The sequence below is a fragment of the Protofrankia symbiont of Coriaria myrtifolia genome (assembly GCF_900634755.1).
In the GTDB taxonomy this organism is placed as follows: domain Bacteria; phylum Actinomycetota; class Actinomycetes; order Frankiales; family Frankiaceae; genus Protofrankia; species Protofrankia coriariae.
Map to the genome: position 1 here is coordinate 1 of NZ_CAAAFS010000209.1, position 16,634 is coordinate 16,634.

Here is a 16,634-nt window from a genome sequence, read left to right on the forward strand (position 1 = left end):
GTCAGGTACATCGGTGTCATCAGCGTCGAGTAGGTGGCGTCGAAGCCCATCCCCACGACCCGCCCCCCGTCGGCCACCAGGCGCAACGCCCGCTCCACGGCCGTGCCCGTCGTGTCGAACACGACCTCGGGCCGCCGTCCGTCGCCCGCCGCCACCACGGTGTCCGTCGGATCCGCTCCCCCGCCGTCCACGACATGGGTGAAGGCCGCCTTGGCCGTCGCCAGCCGGTACGGGTCGGACTCGACGACCACCACCCGCCGTGCCCGTCGCGCCGCGACCAGGCCCGTCAGCACGCCGATCGGCCCCGCGCCGAGCACGGCCACGGTGTCGCCGAAGGAGACGTCCGCCGCGAGGACGTTGTTGAGCACACAGGCCAGCGGCTCCACCAGCACGGCCTGACGAAACCTCATGCCTTCCGGAAGCCGTTCGGTGAAGCGTTCCGGCAGCACGACGTAGTCGGCGTACGTGCCGTCGCGGTCGACGCCGACCTCCGTTCCTCGCTTGTGCTGGCAGAAATTGGTCGCCCCACGCCGGCAGGGCGGGCAGCCGCCGCAGAACAGGGTGGGGTTGACCACCACCCGGTCGGCGGGCCGCACCGTTGTGACATCCGGCCCCGTTGCCTCCACCACACCCACGGCCTCGTGCCCGAGAACCACACCAGGCCGTGCCGGAAAGCGGCCGAGCAGAATCTTGCGATCGGTACCGCAGACTCCCGTCCCGGTGACTCTGACCAGGACGTCGTCGCGCCGGGCAATGTCCGGAAACTGACGCTCTCGTATCTCGACGGAGCCGGAACCCAGATACACCAGTGCTTTCACGGCGCCTCCCAGGAGTCCACGGCCGCAGGCCGTATGACTCAGGAATGTGGCTCAGGCAATGGCTCTGACTCAAGCAATATGACTCAGGCGTGTGGCTCTCGCCACTCGGCTGTCAATGTCCACTATAGTTTCACAACCGGGTCTGTCAATGTAGCGGTGCGACGATGGTGTTGCAATTGCCCGGCTTGCCGCGACGTTCCCGTTCCGCTCGGACGGTCGGCGCTGGTCACATATTCGTCCGGAAAATCCGTCACCCGCCGCCGGCTGGCACCCGCGACCCCGGCAAGCCGTCCACCCCGGCGAGCCGTCCACCCCGGCGAGCCGTCCACCCCGACGACCGTCGGACGCCGCTCCGGCCGCGCACCGGCGCCTGCGCCCCGGAGCACTGGGAGGAACGTTGGGAGGGAATGCCGGGAGAGAACACCGCGAGAGAACGCCGAGAGGAACATCGAGAAAACACGGAGGGATGTGTCCGCGGGTGTGGAGCGAATGTGACGCCCTGCTGCGCGACGGCGGAATTGTGCATCTGCGTCTCGTCACCGACGATGACGAGGCCGCCCTGCGGTCGCTGCACGAGGGACTGTCGCCGCGCTCCGCCTACCTGCGGTTCTTCACCGCCGCTCGGGTGGCCGCCACCTGGTATGTCGATCACCTTGTCCGTGCGCCGGCGCTGGATCACGGCGCGCTGGCCGCCGTGGCCGGTGGGCGGATCGTCGGGGTCGCCGGCTACGAGCGGCTCGACGACCCGGCCGACGCCGAGGTCGCCCTGGCCGTCGAGGACGCCCAGCAGGGCCGGGGGGTGGGCACACTGCTGCTGGAACATCTCGCGGCCTACGCCCGCGGACGGGGGATCCGCCGGTTCGTCGCCGACACCCTGGACGAGAACGATCTCATGCTGAGGGTCCTCACCGACGCCGGGTTCCCCCTCCAGCGGCACCGGGACCGCTGGATCATCGACATCTCCTTTCCGCTCCGGCCCGAGGAGTCCCTCCTCGCCGCGCAGGACAGTCGGGAGAGCGCGGCCGACGTCAGCAGCCTCACGGCGTTGTTGCGGCCGGCGTCGATGGTGGTCGTCGGAGCCTCCCGCCGCCGCAGGACCGTGGGCCACGAGGTCGTCCGCAACATGGTCGCGGGCGGCTTCGGTGGGCGTCTCGCCGTGGTCAACCCAGCGGAAACGACCTGCTGACGTGGTGGGAGCAGGACCCTGACACGGGCGTGATCGCGCTGTACCTGGAGTCCTTCGGCAACCCGCGCAAGTTCTCCCGGATCGCGCGACGGGTCGGCTGCCGCACCCCGATCGTCGCGGTGAAAGGGGGCGCGTCAGCGGCCGGGGCACGCGCCGCCGCCTCCCATACGGCAGCCGCGGCCAGCCCTGCTGTGCGGGTCAGCGCCCTTTTCCGGCAGGCCGGGATCATCGCCGTCGACGGTCTCGGGGAGCTGTTCGACGTAGTGACCCTGCTCGCCCACCAACGCCTGCCCGCGGGCCGGCGGCTCGCGATCGTCGGGAACGCGGGCGGCCCGCTCATCCTCGCCGCCGACGCCGCCGCGGCCGCGACGGTCACGGCGGTGAGCACGACCCCGCTGGCCGCGGTCGTGCTCGGGCAGGCCCCCCGGGTGCGGACCCTCACCGCGCCCGCGCAACCGGGCGAACCCGCGCCGGGCGCCGTCCCCGCGTTCGCCGTCCCCGAGGATGCCGTCCGTGCACTGTCGCTCGCGGCCGAGCACGCACAGTGGCTACGGCGTCCCCGGGGCGCCGTGCCCGCCTTCGACGACGTCACCCCCGCGGCTGCCCGCGACATCATCGAGGTGGCACTGACCGACCAGCCCGAAGGATGCTGGTTGCCACCGACGGTGGCGGCGGACCTCCTGGCCGCCGGTGGCATTCCGGTCGCCCGGCCCGAACAGGCGGCCTCGGCCCAGATGGCCGCCGACATCGCCGGGCGCATCGGTGGACCGGTCGCCCTCAAGGCCGCCAACCCCGATCTGGTGCACAAGAGCGACCGGGGCGGCGTCCGGCTGGATCTGGCCACGCCGGCCTACCGGTCCATGCGGGCCGCGCTGGGCGAGGCGATGGGAGGAGCAGCCGTACAGTCCATGATCGCCCCCGGCGTCGAGACCCTGGTCGGGATCGTGCAGGATCCCGCCTTCGGCCCGCTCATCGGATTCGGGCTCGGTGGCGTCCTCACCGACCTGCTCGCCGACCGGTCCTACCGGCTGCTACCGCTCACCGACCGGGACGCGGCGGAACTGGTCCGTTCCCTCCGCGGTTCGGCGCTGCTGTTCGGGTACCGGGGAAGTCCACCGGCGGACGTGGCCGCGCTCGAGGACGTCCTGCTGCGCGTCGCCCAGCTTGCCGACGACCTGCCCGAAATCGCCGAGATGGACGTCAGTCCGCTCATCGTCCATGAGCACGGGGCGGTCGCGGTCGACGTGAAGATCCGGGTAGCGCGGGTGTCACGGACCCCTGATCCGATACTGCGCCGACTACGCTGACCGACCTCGCACAGTCCGCGGCGATGATCCGTTTCCCTGCGCTGGGTGGCCACGAGACCGGTCTGGCCGCTGTCCGCTTGTCGCTGCCGCGGACAGCGGCCAGCAGGCTCTCGTCGGCCAGGTATCACTGATCACTGCAAACGATCAGTGATACCTGGCCGACGCGTGCAGCGAGGCTGGGACGGAGTCGGTCCGTTCCCGAGACGGGAGGCGATCCGTATCGCCCGCCGTGCCGAGGAGCTGCCGGCGGCGAGTTTCGTGACGTCCCGAGCGTTCACGACTTTCTACTTTCTACGCCTGGTCGCCGTCAGGCCAGCCCCTCTGCCCCGGAAACAACCGACAGTACGGACCTGCCCATCCAGCCCTGATCCAGAATCTGCCGTCAAAACCTCGTCGCCAGCAGGCCGCCGTCGACGGGGAGCGTGACTCCGGTGATGTAGGAGGACCGGTCGCTGAGCAACCAGGCAACCGTTTCGGCGACCTCGCGCGGCGTGCCTACGCGGCCGAGCGGGGTGTGGGTCTCAAAGCGTTCACGCACCTGCGGATACTGCTCGAACGTGGCTGCCACGCCGTCGGTCAGAATGGCGCCGGGGGCGACGACGTTCACCCGAATTCCCTGTGCCGCATATTCCTGGGCCGCCGCTCGCGCAAGACCGGTGACACCGATCTTCGCCGCCTGATGGGCCGCGTCCCCGATTCCGGCGACCAGTCCGGACACGCTGCCAGCGATCACGATCGAACCGCCGCCAGCCTTTATCAGCTCGGGTATCTGGGCACGGATGTTCAGCCAGATGCCACGAAGCGTCAGGGCCTGTATGGCGTCCCAGGTCTCCTCGGTGATATCGGCCAGTCTCCTACCGAGTTCGTCTCCGACGGCCGCGTTGAGATACGCCCCGTTCAGCTTTCCATACCGTTCCAGCGCCGTCTGGACGAGTGACTCCACCCCGGCCGTCGTGCTGGCGTCGGCGGTCACGGCGACTGCGTCGAAGCCGTCAGCGGTCAGCTGACCAGCCAGTTTCTCAAGCTCACCGCTGCCGCGTGCGCCCAGGACGACCCGGGCGCCCTCCTCAGCGAACAGCCGGGCCGCCGCGGCACCGATCCCCCGGCTGGCGCCCGTAACGATGATCACTTTGTCTGAGAGAAGCCCCATGGGAGAAATGGTACGAAAGTTGAATTAAGTACGCCTTAGGCCCACGTCTCACGCGAGGAGCCGCCTTCGGAAAGTGAACACGGCAACGAAAAGAGAAAACCAGGGGAGTTGCGACCGTTGCGTTCGTGACGGACGGTCAGCCAGTGGTAGCAATGAGCGCGGCAGTGAAAGAGGGGAGGCTCGGGAAGTTGGGCCGTTGCCTTCGTGGCGGCCGGCCAGATCGCGGTAACCATCCGCCCGGCCGGGAAAGTACCGGCAGCCGTCCAAGGACTACGAGTATCTGACAGATACCACTGAGAACGTCAGCTACCAGGCGATAACCATGATCCCGTCCCACCGTGTTACCGGCCGGCCACCCCGACTTTCGGACACTCTTCGGTAACTGTCCGGCAACAACTATCCGACAGCCCCGGCCCCGCGCTCCTCCCCCGACAGCCATTCCCGCGAACGGGGTCGCGGCGTGGCAGCGGTGGGCCGAAAAGAGGACAGAAAGTACGTCAGCGCTCCGTCCGTCCGCGCCCGCCGCCGCCTTTTCTGGTCAGCCGTATCGAGCTACCCGACCGTTCATATAGACGAATGTGTCCCGGCGGGCCCGCGGGCAGAATCGACACGACATATCGACACGGCGGGACAACACGACAGAGCGGTTCGACGGAGCCGTCCGATACAGTCGCCCGGTATAGCCATCGCCCGGTATAGCCATCGTTCGGTACAGCCGTTCGATCTCGGTGCCGAGCGCACCGGGTAACAACTGGCCAGCGTTTCGAGCATATACCCGGCCGGGTGGGCCGCGACCGATCGGGTCGTGCTGTCGACGGTCGCGCCAACCCGTGAATGCCAACAGGCAAACAGATCCTGACAACCGGTGGATCCGGCCGGCTCACCGGCCGTGCCGCGGTCCTTCGGTTTGTCCGGCGCGCAGCTCCAGGGTGCAGCACTTGACGCTGCCGCCGGCCTTGAGCAGTTCCGACAGGTCCGCGCCGATCGGCTCGAAGCCGCGCTCGCGCAGCTGGCCGACCAGCCCGGTGGCGGCCTGCGGCAGCACGACATGCCGTCCGTCGGACACGGCGTTGAGGCCGAACGCCGCGGCGTCGTCGTCGGACGCCGTGATGGCGTCGGGGTAGAGCTCCTCGAGCAGCCGGCGGCTGCTCGCGGAAAAGGCCTTCGGATAGTACATGACCGTGTCGTGGTCCAGTACGGTGAGCGCCGTGTCCAGGTGGTAATAGCGCGGGTCGACGAGGGTCAGCCCGACCACCGGCATACCGAAGAACTCCTGGGATTCCAGGTGCGCCTCGGTGTTGGTCCGGAAACCCGATCCGGCCAGCAGCCGCGGCCCGGCGAGAAGATAGTCGCCCTCGCCCTCGTTGATCCACCGTGCCTGCCGGACGTTGCGGTAACCGTGTTCCCGGAACCAGCGCAGGTAGGCGGCGGACTCCGGGCAGCGGTGCGTGTGCCGGAAGCGCGCGACAAGCGCCTGGCCGTTCACCACGGTCGCGCCGTTGGCCGCGAACACCATGTCCGGCAGACCGGACCGCGGCTGAAGCTGTTCCACCCGGTGACCCAGCTCGAGATAGAGATTGCGAAGCCATTCCCACTGGGCGACGGCGACCTCGGTGAAGGTGGGTTTCTTGGGATCCATCCACGGGTTGATCGAGTACTCGACGTCGAAATACGTCGGCCTGACCATGAGATAGTGCCGCCTGGTGGCTGTACGTCGCACGCCGTCCTCCATACCGCCTGTGAGCGCTGTTCTGTCACCGTGCCACACCGGATGGCACGGCTGGCCGCAAAAATGGGACCGGTGTCCTGTGGGGGCTTTGTCCAGACCGCCTGGAACCGGGCGTTCGGGTCATGGCGGGCGTCTCGTGGCCTCGCGGGCAGCAGGATGCGTGGGCCCGATCCGTCGATGCCGCGCGCGTATGGTGGCCGTGGCCGGGCTGTCCCAGGTGTGGCATCCGTATGACGCGACGGGCCCCGGCCCGTCGGCCAGCAGCACCCTGACGCCAGCCAGCGGCGCGCCGCCGCCACCGCCGGCCATCTGTCGCGATCCACATGGCGCACCTCTTGCGGGTGAATACAGCATGTTGTACACAACACGAACTTCCGATATTCGGTGACGCGCGTGTGCCGACACCCGGCGACCTCCGTCGCCGGCGAGGCCGGTCCGTGCTTCCTGCCGGACCATTACGCGTCGGCGATAACCGTTCGACTGGTTCGTGCACCATTCAAACCACACGTGACGTTGACCGGAAGGACCGCCGAATCCGAACAATCAACGTCGGACCTGGTAGCCGGCAGGGCTAGCAGCGCCGGCCCGACGTCGCGGCGAAGCGGTTCGAGCGACACCCGCCGCGCCCCGCCCTCCACCAGCGAGACCGACAGCGGCTCGGCGTCCCGTTGCACGTTCCCGGCGAACGCGCTGAACAGCCTCGACACACTGTAACGGCCGGCGACACTGGCCCGCCGCAGCAGGCCGGCGTCCACCATCGACTCCAGCAGCTCGTCCGCCGACTCGATCGGTACGCCCATGTCAGCGGCGACACCGATCGCGGTCGTCCATCCCGCCCTGTTCCGGCCGAGCTGGTGGACGAGCGCCTGCCCGGCCGGCGACAGCAGCTGGTATGCCAGGGCGAACCGGTCCCGCACGTTCACGTCGCCGACACTGAGGATGTCCAGATGGATGTCATGATCAGCGAGCTGGCTGGCGGTGTACGCGATCGTCAGCTCCGGCCGGGCCGCTATCTTCCTGGCGACGATGCTGACGGCGAGTGGCAGGTCCTCGCACAGCTCGGCGATGGCGGCGGCGGCTTCGTGTTCCGCCCGTACCCGCTCCGCGCCGGCCAGCCGGCCGATCAGTGTCATCGACTCCTCGCGGGTGAACGCGTCCAGATCGATCCGGTGCGTGCCGTCCAGCCCGAGCAGCCGCGCCCGGCTGGTCATCACGACCTGGCTGCGCGCGGTCTGCCCCAGCAGCGGCCGGACCCGCTGTTCGTCACGGACGTTCGCCAGCAGCACGAACAACCTGCGCTGAGCGAGCAGCGAGCGGTACAGACCGATCTGCTGCACCGGATCGTCCGGCACGAGATGGGTGGGCACCCCCAGCGCGTGCAGGAAACCGCGCACAATGCTGTTCACGGGGCGGCTGGCCGTACCGCAGCCGCCGAGATCCGCGTAGAGACGGCCGTCCGGGAAGTCGGCGGACACCTCGTGGGCCAGCCGGAGCGCGAATGCCGTCTTGCCGATCCCGATCGGCCCGCTGACCAGCAGCGGCATCCTGACCGGCCCGGCAAGGCCGATCAGCCGGGCTGCGGTGGCCAGTTCCCGCGCGCGGCCGACGAACGTGCTCGACCCCATGGGCAGTTGGGCGGGACGGACGAGACTGGTCACCGTGCTGGTCGCCACATGCGTGACGGTCTGCGCCCCGGCCAGGCCGAACAGGCTGTCGGCCGACAGAACGGCCAGCTCCCGGTCGTCCTGGGAGCTGGCCGCCACACCTACCGGGCCTGACTGGCCCACCTGGCCCACCTGAGCTAACTGGCCCGCCTGGCCTGGTGGTTGACCTGCCTGGCCCGGTGGCTGGCCTGGCTGTCCGGCGATCTCCCGCCAGCGCCGCTCCCAGGCCACGGGGTCTCCCCCGCAGGTGGACACGAACGCCAGCGTCACCGCGAGGGTGGGCAGCCGGTGGCCGCTGGCCGCGCTGGACAGCACGGACGGCGCGAACAATACGGTACGGGCGAGTTGCCGGTAACTTGGACTGCCTGCGCGCTTCCGTAGCATGCGCAGATCGCGAGCGAATTCGGCAATCGGGCCGTTGGCCGCGTCCAACGGCCTCTCGGGCCTGCCCATGTCCATCCCTCTCCTGGCGTCACATAATTTCCGGTCCGCTATTTCGGGTCTCCGGTGAGCCGCTTCCTGAAATCCTGGTACGACACCTCCACCGTCATGGAAGTCCCGTCCGGACAGCTCACGTCAGTGACTCGCGACCCCGGCTCCGACACACGTAGGGCGAACATTTTTCAGCATCGTCCCAACAAGGCTCGCGATAGCGTTTCGGCCCACGACGAAACATGTTCCGTATCACCTGGCCAAGAGTTCCGAAAATCCTTGCACAGCCGTTTTTCATATCGCCGGAGCAGCGTACGTGGCTGAGAGCGGTTCGGGGCTTCCTGTTTAGCGGTGACGGCGGGGCAGCGCTCGACCAAACCTGCCAGGAAACTACCGGACAGAGTGAAATTGGAGGTGACGGTCGGATATCTTACCAGCCATTTCTCCATGTCCTGAGCGCCGCGGGTGGGCAAACTACCCAGGCCGCTGCAAGGCTGCTGGCCGGCGCACCGGACAGCGATCTCGTCAATGAACATCATGGCATCTCCGTGCGATGCCGGAGCAAGCACCACCAACAACCTCCCCCGTTCGGCTCCCAGCGTGGCAAAGGGGTTTGCCGCGCCGCTCCGGGCGTGACCCCGGGTACACCGTAAGGTACCGGCCACCGGAACACGGTCGGCCGCGGAACACCTGGTTGCTCGGCCGCCGCACATGCCGGCATGCCATTTCCCCAACGGTGGGCCCGGTCAGCCCGGCCCGGCGCCCTCGACCGGTTCCCGGAACAGCTTCCTGGACCAACGCCATCAGCTCGAACTTCTTTTCCCCGGACGGCACATGACACGTGGCTGCCATGAGCTCGGTAACACCGGACCCGAAATGATAAAAGGGCCTCTGCCAGGAGAGGACGGGCAGGTTGATCACGTATGTTCAGTCCCGGCTGTTCGCGGCGGTGACGGCATCCCGTTCTCCGGCACCGGCCCCGTGGAACGGCCCGGAGAATTCGACCGCCCAGCTGCCGGCCCTGGCGTACCCGGCCGCGCCGGTCAGCCCGGCAGGTGTTCCGACCATCGAGCGCAGGCTGGTCGTGGTCACGGGGCGCACCAGTCCTGCCGTCATGATCGTTCTCCTTTCCCGTCCGGACGCTCGCGCGTATGCGGTGGGAGCCGGGGTTCGCTCTCGCCCCGCCGAGGACGCCGGGCCAGAAGGACACCGGCCAAACGGCATGGACGACGGACGGCGGCGCCGACCCGCAACGGAACCACCATTATCGAAACTACTACCATTGGTGCACCGATTATTAATACTTCGACGGAGTGTGACAACCCGTCAGTCGGCTATCCGACACAGATCACGCGGACGACCGACAAGAAATCCCGAAAGAAAATATGATCAATGCTGTAACCTGCGACGACGTGCGCCATCCATGATCAGGAGAGGAATTTTCGACCGACCCCTGATTCCTCGCCGGCCGCTCTCTCCTTCAGCGTATTTTCAGTGCCATCTTCACCCTGATATGATCATGATGGAATTAGCGAGACGACAACACACACGAACGCCCGGGGCACAGCCGGCCCGGCTTCGTGCCGGGGGCGCCCCTCGAACAGCGCTTCCGGCCCGATACGCCGGGCTCGAACCCGGCGGGACAGACGCTACAAGTGATGACATCGGGTGATATGATCCCTCACAACGAGGATCCCGGTTTGGGGTGATGCCTCGGTTCGGGGTGGTGCCTGTTGCCGGCGCAGGCCACGACGGCGGCTTCTTTTCCATAGTGTTGTCTGCAACTCGGGAAAAAGGCCGGCCCGGCGAGTTGATGGTCGAATGATCCGGGGCGTGTGGACGCGGGACGGCCACTCCGGGCCAGCGTGCTCCCAGCCGTCCCGGCAGCCTCCCGGCGCGGTGCCGCCGGCGAAGGCCCGACTGCCGCACCCGACCAGCCCCGGTGCCTGAATCCTCGGGCAGACAAATCCTCGGGCCGACGCCGCCCTTCGACCCGTCACCGTATTTCTGAACGCCGCCCGACCGGCGGCGGTGTCAAGGATGCCGACACCGTACCCACCGCTCCCGATGGCTGTTGCCACGGCTGGAGCCGTAATATGGCGAACGCAGGCCGCAGGAGGGCGAAAAACCATGCCACCGCACCGTTCACGTCCGCGTTCGCCCACCTCCCGACGGTGTTCGGGACACGCGTGGGGTCGCGCGGCGGCACGAATCAGACAGGCGTGCCAACCGGGTTTCACCGATTGGCAGCAGCATTCACACGACGGTGTGTTGTCTGTTCAGCGGCGGGATTTCGGGTCAGCAGCGTTCGATGGCGGTGGGCCGCCAGTCGGGGAGGTTCGGCAGGTCGGGTTGCGGGCTGGCGAGGAGACGGCCCTGGACGAGGTCGCAGCGCAGCGTCTGGAGCGCGGCGAGCTGTTCGGGTGTTTCCACGCCGTTGGCGACGGCGGTGAGGCCGAGGGTGTGCGCGAGGCCGATGACGGCGGCGACGACGGCGTGCTCGGCAGGGTCCTCGGTCATCCGCGCGACACACCTTTTGTCGATCTTGAGGCCGTCGAGGGGTGCGCGGTGCAGGCAGCTCAGCGACGAGTAGCCGGCACCGAAGTCGTCGACGTACAGGCTGACCCCGCGGGCGCCCAGGTCGCGCAGAGCGGCGGTGACGGCGGGGACGTCGTCGACGAAGGCGCTCTCGGTGATCTCCAGGCCGAGTTCGTAGCGGTCGTCGGCGTTGGTGGCCTCCAGCAGCGCGATGACCTCGGACAGGAAGCGGGGATCGGCGAGCTGACAGGCCGAGACGTCGACGGCGATCCGCGGCGCCACGCCGGCCGGCAGCTTCGACGCCCACCTGCCGGCCGTTCGGCAGGCCATCTCCAGGACGCGGCGGCCGAGCGGAACGATCAGCCCGGTCTCCTCCGCGACGGCCAGGAACGCGTCGGGCTCGAGCAGGCCGCGTTCGGGATGCTGCCACCTCAGCAGGGCCTCCACGCCGGTGAGCTCGCCGGCCATGTTCATCACCGGCTGGTAGAACAGCCGCAGCTCGTCGGTGACGAGCGCACGGCGCAGGTCGTTGCCGGTCCGCGTGCGGCGCCGGACCTGGGCTCGCATGGTCTCGTCGAAAACCATGTGGCAGCTACGGCCCTGCCGTTTGGCGGCGTACATGGCGATGTCCGCGGCGTGCAGGATGTCCTCGGGGTCGGACAGCTCCGGGCCGGAGACGGCGATGCCGACGCTGGCGGTCACAGTGATGGTCCGCTCACACGCCGTCCTGGGGATGGCCAGCGTGCTGACGAGGCGTTTGGCGACCGCCTCGACGCAGGACGCGGACGTGATGTCCTCACACAGGATGGCGAACTCGTCGCCGGAGAACCGGGCGACGGTGTCGCCGGGGCGGGCGGCCCGGCGACACCGTCCCGCCACTTCGCGGAGCAGGTCGTCACCGGCATGATGGCCCAGCGAGTCGTTCACCGTCTTGAAGCCGTCGAGGTCGACGAACAGGACGGCGACCCGACGCGGCCGGTCGCCCCGGGCGCCGGTGAGCGCCTGGTGGAGCCGGTCGAGCAGGGCGGTGCGGTTGGGCAGCCCGGTCAGCCCGTCGTGCAGGGCCCGGTAGCGGGCGTCGGCGGCGCGGGCCCGCTCCACCTCACCGGCCCGCGCGACCACCACCGCGGTCGAGATCTGACCGGCCAGCAGCTCGATGAAGTCACGGTAGTCGTCGTCGGGGGCGAGCCGGTCGTTGACCCCGACGAGCAGCAGGCCGATGGCCAGCCCGTCGCAGCCCTCGGCGAGCGGCGCGGCGATCGCCGAGGCCGGTGGCCCGCAGCCGCTGGCCAGCCGGATCGGGAACCGGTCGGGCAGCCCTCGGACAGGACGCGCCTGGCCGGAGAACAGCGCTTCGGCCAGCTCGGGGAGGGGGGCCTCGGCACCGAGCGCGCCGAGACGGTCGATGTCCCGCGGGTCACCGACCAGGCCGCAGGATGCCGCCGGCCGCAGCACCGGCCGCTGCGCGTCCGGGTCGCGCATCAGCAGGACGCCGTAGGAGACGTCCGCGGGATACCGGCCGAGCACCTCGATGACGCGGGTGCACACCTCCCACGGGTCGTACGAGTCCGCGGTGGCGGTGGCGAGCTCGCGCAGGCAGGCAAGCCGCCGGGTGGCGAACACCTGGCGGGTCGTCTCCCGCCCCGTCGCCATGACACCGGCCACGCCGCCGTCGCCCATGATGTCCCGGACCGGGCTCAGGGAGAGGGTGAAATGGCATTCTTCCAGATATCCGCGGCGGTCGAGCAGGAGGAGCTGGTCGTCCGTGCTGACGGCGGCGCCGCCGGCGAACACCCGTTCGAGCGCCGGGCCCATGATCTCCCAGGTCTCCGGCCAGACCTGCCGAAACGGCCGGCCCAGGGAGCGTGGATGTTTGTGGCCGAGGATCGGCAGGTAGGCGTCATTGTAGATCATGATGAGCTCGGGACCCCACAGGATCGCCTTGGGGAAGGCCGAGTCCAGGCAGATGCCCACTGCCATCCGCAGGGTGGAGTTCCACTCCTCGGCCGGGCCGAGCGCGGTGCCGGCCCAGTCCATGGCCGCTGCCAGCCGTCCCATCACGCCCCGGGTGGCGAACATCTGGCCGTCCGCGCCGCCGGTACCGTCCACGCCGATGCCGTTCAGGCCGGTGTCCAGGCCAGCGCCCAGACCGGTGTCCAGAGCGGTGCCGTCCAGCCCTGCGCTGCTCTGGCGAACGCCGGCCAGAGCGGCGCTGCTCGGGCAGAGACCGTCCGAGCCGGCGGTGTGCGGGCCGACGCCGTCCAGGTTGGCACCGTCTGGGTTGTCCCTGGCAGCATCCACCGTGTCCATGGTGTCTGCCGAGAGCACCGTGTCCATCGGAGCCACGGCGTCCATCGGAACCGTGGCATCCACCGGAACCGTGGCATCCACCGGAACCGTGGCGCCCGGGGCCGGGCCCCGGCCCCGGCCGAGGTGTGGCCGCGCGGTCACCGTGACGCCTCCGGTATTAACGGAATATGGTGGATTCGAGGCTCCTGAACCTCCCCCCGCCGCGCGGCTGGCGCGGATGGGACTGCCGGGCTTGCGGCGTCGCGGGCCGGCACAGACACGCCTGAACTACAATAAGTAACAAATATGCTACCGATAGTCATAGTGTCCTTTGTGTCGAAACTACGGACACCGCGGGGCGTCTGCCTGCTGCGGCACCCGCGAGCCGGCCGTAGTGGGTCCATCGAAGAACCCGACCGGGGCGCCAGCCACCATTCCCGGCCGAGGGTAGTGACGGGAACATCGACATGGCGCAAGCGTGTGTGCTTGGCTAGGCTCTTCGCCTGAAAATCAGGGCGTGTTGCCGAGGCTACTCCTTCTTCTGGCCATCGGCAGTTCCTTCTTCCGGCCCTGGCGGTGCGTCCCGGCCCGTCTCCAGCGGTCCATCCGGCCCCCGCTCCGGGCTGCCGGCCATCGGACGGCCACCAGCCGGCTACCAGGGCGGTGCGGTCCGTTCACGCTTTCGCCGGCTTCGGCCGGTTCGTCCTGGGGATCTGGTTCCCGGCTGTCGAGGCGGGGCCGGTGGCACGATCGGCCTGGTCGTGCTCGCCTCCTGGTAGCCCTCTCCCGGCGGTGGGCGCGGAGCGTCGGGGTGAATCCGGCGTCGTAACGGGTCGTCCTGTGCCTGGCTCTGCCCCCGCCCGGCCGGATAAACCCGCTCCGGGCCCGCTCCGCGCCCGGCCAGCTCGGTTTACCCGGCTCAGACGTGCAGGATCACCGGGAGGTCCGCGCGCCCGCTGACCCGCAGCTTGCGGTAGGCGCGGATGAGGTGCTGCTCGACGGTGCTGACCGTGATGTAGAGCTTCTTGGCAATCTCACGGTTCGTCCGGCCGGAGGCCGCGAGCATCGCGACCTGCAGTTCGGCGGCCGACAGCGTCGCGACGGCCCCGCCGTAACCGGAGGTGTCCTCCCCGCCGCGGTCGGTCAGCCGCAGCCGCAGCGGCTCGGCGCCGCACTCCTGCGCGAGCTGCACGGCCCGACGGGTGATCATTCGGGCCTTGGTCAGCTCACCGGCGCGCCGGTGGGCGTCACTGAGATCCGCCAGCGCATAGGCCAGTTGCAGCCGGTCACCGCGTTCCTGGAGGATGTCAACGGCTGTCAGCAGCACCGCGGGGCGTTCCCGGGGCTCCAGGGTGGCGGCCAGCGCGCGCAGCCCCATCCCGCGCATCCGGGCGCCGCCGGGACGGGTCAGATGCTTCTCGGCGAGCACCCGGCCCTCGGCGGCCCGGCCCAGGCGCGCCAGGGTGAGCGCCGCCTCGACCCGCCACGGCACGAACGACGGCAGGTCGATCTCCCAGGCGGTCATCAGACGCCCGCAGGTCAGCAGGTCGTCGAGCGCGGCGTGCAGCCGTCCGGACGCCAGCCGTTGCTGGCCACGCGCGTAGAGGTACTGCAGGCCGAAACGGGTCTGGAACATCGCGTCCGGGATCGGCGCGGCGACCTGGTCGGCGGTGTGGTCGCCGGCCTGATCATGGGAGTGATCGCAGGACTGGTCGCGAGCCTGGTCGGCGAGGTTGCAGCCGGTGACCGTCAAGGCCATGATCAACGCCGACAGCGGCCGGCCGACGCCGACCCCCCACGTCCACGCGGGGATGAGCGTCAGCGCCTCCCGGGCGTGACGCTGCGCCGCCGGCGCGTCGCCCTGGTGCACCGCGATCTCCGCGCGGATGCCCGAGAGCATCGCCTGCCACGTCGGCGCCCGCCGCAGCGCGGCATCGCGCAGGAGCTGGTCACACCAGGGCGCGGCGATGTCGGCGCGTTCGGCGTAGACCAGCACGAGCAGCGCCCACTCCAGCGAGCCCAGGGTCATGTCGTCGAGAGGGGTGGCCTGCAGCACCCACTCGGCGGTACGGACCGTGTCCTGGTTGGAGCCGGCGCGCAGGACGTCGGTCAGCGTCGTCACGGACGGCAACTGGGGGCCGTCGGTGACGGTTGTGGCCACGCTCGGCTCGGCCGTCTTCGGGCACCAGCCGTCCGCGCCGTCGAACGAAGCGACCCTGGCGGACAGCGGTGGATGGTTCGCCTGCAGGTACTCGCGGATGAGGTCGAGGCCGGCCAGTGACTGCGCGTCGAGCCGGTCGCGCCGTGCCTCCATCTGACGCAGGCCCGCGGTCGCGTCGTCCTCACGGCCGTGCCACAGCAGGAGCCTGACCAGTGGGATGGCGTGCTGGTCCGGCAGTTCCCCGGTGAGCAGTGCCGGGACCAGCGGCTCCACGTGCCGCAACGCCGCCCCGGGGTTGATCCGCCACTCGACGCGGGCCCGCAGCAACGCGACCGTCGCGCGCTGGTCGTCGTCCTGGCAGGCCAGGCCGGCCAGCCGCAGGCACTCCAAGGCGCGCCCTGCCTCGTCGCGACCGAGGGCGGTCACGGCCGCCCGGCACAGGACGTCGAGCCCCCAGGACTCACCGGCGTGCTCCGCCGCGACGAGGTGGACCGCGACATCCTCCGCCGGGGCACCGCTGCTGTACAGCAGCGCGGCGGCACGGCGGTGCAGCGTTGTGCGGGCCGGGCCGTCCAGGTCGGCCAGGACGGCGGCGCGCGCCGCGGCATGCCGGAAACGGCCGGCGCGCAGCACACCGGCGTCCTCAAGGGTGTCGAGGACGCGGGTGGGAATCGGGCCGGCCACCGTCGGGTCGGTGCCGGTCGGACGGGCGCCAGTCGGATAGGTGCCGGTCGGGTCGGTGCCGGTCGGACGGGTACCGGTCGGACGGGCGCCGGTCGGGCCGGTGCCGGCCGGGTCGGCGTCGAGCAGCCGTGGGAGCAGGTCCGCCGAACCGGCCTCCTCCAGCACCGCAAGCCCCCGGGCCACCCGCAGCAATGGCTCGCCGCCGCGGCGCAGGCAGGTCAGCACCGCCTTGCCGAACGCCTCACCGGGGGCCGGTCGGGCCGGCTGCCCCGCCGGCACCCGCGTCGGGGCGGAGGTGGCCGGCAGATCCTCGAGCAGCGCCCGCAGCAGGAGCGGGTTGCCGCCGGTGAGCTCCCACCAGCCCGGCGCAGCCGCACCCGCGGCGGTGGCACCCAGCCGCGGGGTGAGCACCTCGGCCACCCCGCGCACCGACAGCGCGCCGACCCGCAGCCGGTGGCACCGCGGCTGGCGCAGCAGGTCGGTCTGCCAGGCGTTGCGCAGCCGGTCCCCGGCCGGGTCCGCCAGCTCGGTGGCGATCAGCAGCACCCGCTGGGAGCCCAGCCGCCGGCCCAGGTAGATCAGCCCGCGCAGCGAGGCCGTGTCGACGAGGTGGGTGTCGTCGACGGCGAGCACCACCGGGGCGCGCTCGGAGAGCGTTTGCAACGCGGCCCACAGG

Annotated in this window: 9 protein-coding genes; 2 read left to right on the forward strand and 7 right to left on the reverse strand. The window is 69.9% G+C overall.

Translation table 11 applies throughout. The features are described 5' to 3' along the window. On the reverse strand, window positions 1–818 hold an 818-nt coding region (locus CM1CMNOD_RS11945), incomplete at its 3' end, for a zinc-dependent alcohol dehydrogenase (protein WP_131773985.1). 478 nt (window positions 819–1,296) lie between these two features. On the opposite strand from CM1CMNOD_RS11945, the gene CM1CMNOD_RS11950 reads away from it, so the two are divergent. Together CM1CMNOD_RS11950 and CM1CMNOD_RS11955 are read left to right on the forward strand one after the other, a co-directional pair. Continuing rightward, a complete protein-coding gene (locus CM1CMNOD_RS11950; protein ID WP_043603595.1) occupies window positions 1,297–2,004 on the forward strand; it encodes a GNAT family N-acetyltransferase in 708 nt (235 codons plus the stop codon). A 29-nt stretch (window positions 2,005–2,033) separates the two neighbouring features. Continuing rightward, the gene (locus CM1CMNOD_RS11955; RefSeq protein WP_043603598.1) at window positions 2,034–3,311 is read left to right on the forward strand and encodes an acetate--CoA ligase family protein; all 1,278 of its coding nucleotides are present in this window, start codon (window positions 2,034–2,036) and stop codon (window positions 3,309–3,311) included. A gap of 382 nt (window positions 3,312–3,693) precedes the next feature. On the opposite strand, the gene CM1CMNOD_RS11960 is transcribed toward CM1CMNOD_RS11955, so the two are convergent. From CM1CMNOD_RS11960 to CM1CMNOD_RS11995, 6 genes are all read right to left on the reverse strand, one after another. Continuing rightward, on the reverse strand, window positions 3,694–4,461 hold the full coding sequence (locus CM1CMNOD_RS11960; protein ID WP_013873890.1) for an SDR family NAD(P)-dependent oxidoreductase: 768 nt from the start codon (window positions 4,459–4,461) through the stop codon (window positions 3,694–3,696). A gap of 880 nt (window positions 4,462–5,341) precedes the next feature. Then, window positions 5,342–6,181: a dimethylargininase gene (ddaH, locus tag CM1CMNOD_RS11965; RefSeq protein ID WP_013873891.1), complete on the reverse strand. Its 840-nt coding sequence runs from the start codon at window positions 6,179–6,181 to the stop codon at window positions 5,342–5,344. A gap of 464 nt (window positions 6,182–6,645) precedes the next feature. Further along, window positions 6,646–8,307: an NB-ARC domain-containing protein gene (locus tag CM1CMNOD_RS11970; RefSeq protein WP_202797623.1), complete on the reverse strand. Its 1,662-nt coding sequence runs from the start codon at window positions 8,305–8,307 to the stop codon at window positions 6,646–6,648. Between the two features lie 906 nt (window positions 8,308–9,213). Then, window positions 9,214–9,402: a hypothetical protein gene (locus CM1CMNOD_RS11985; RefSeq protein ID WP_013873893.1), complete on the reverse strand. Its 189-nt coding sequence runs from the start codon at window positions 9,400–9,402 to the stop codon at window positions 9,214–9,216. A gap of 1,182 nt (window positions 9,403–10,584) precedes the next feature. After that, complete coding sequence (locus CM1CMNOD_RS11990) at window positions 10,585–13,179, reverse strand: putative bifunctional diguanylate cyclase/phosphodiesterase (protein ID WP_131796230.1); 2,595 nt, start codon at window positions 13,177–13,179, stop codon at window positions 10,585–10,587. Between the two features lie 853 nt (window positions 13,180–14,032). Beyond that, window positions 14,033–16,634 (reverse strand): helix-turn-helix domain-containing protein (locus CM1CMNOD_RS11995; protein ID WP_165490468.1); only part of this gene is annotated, 2,602 nt, incomplete at its 5' end.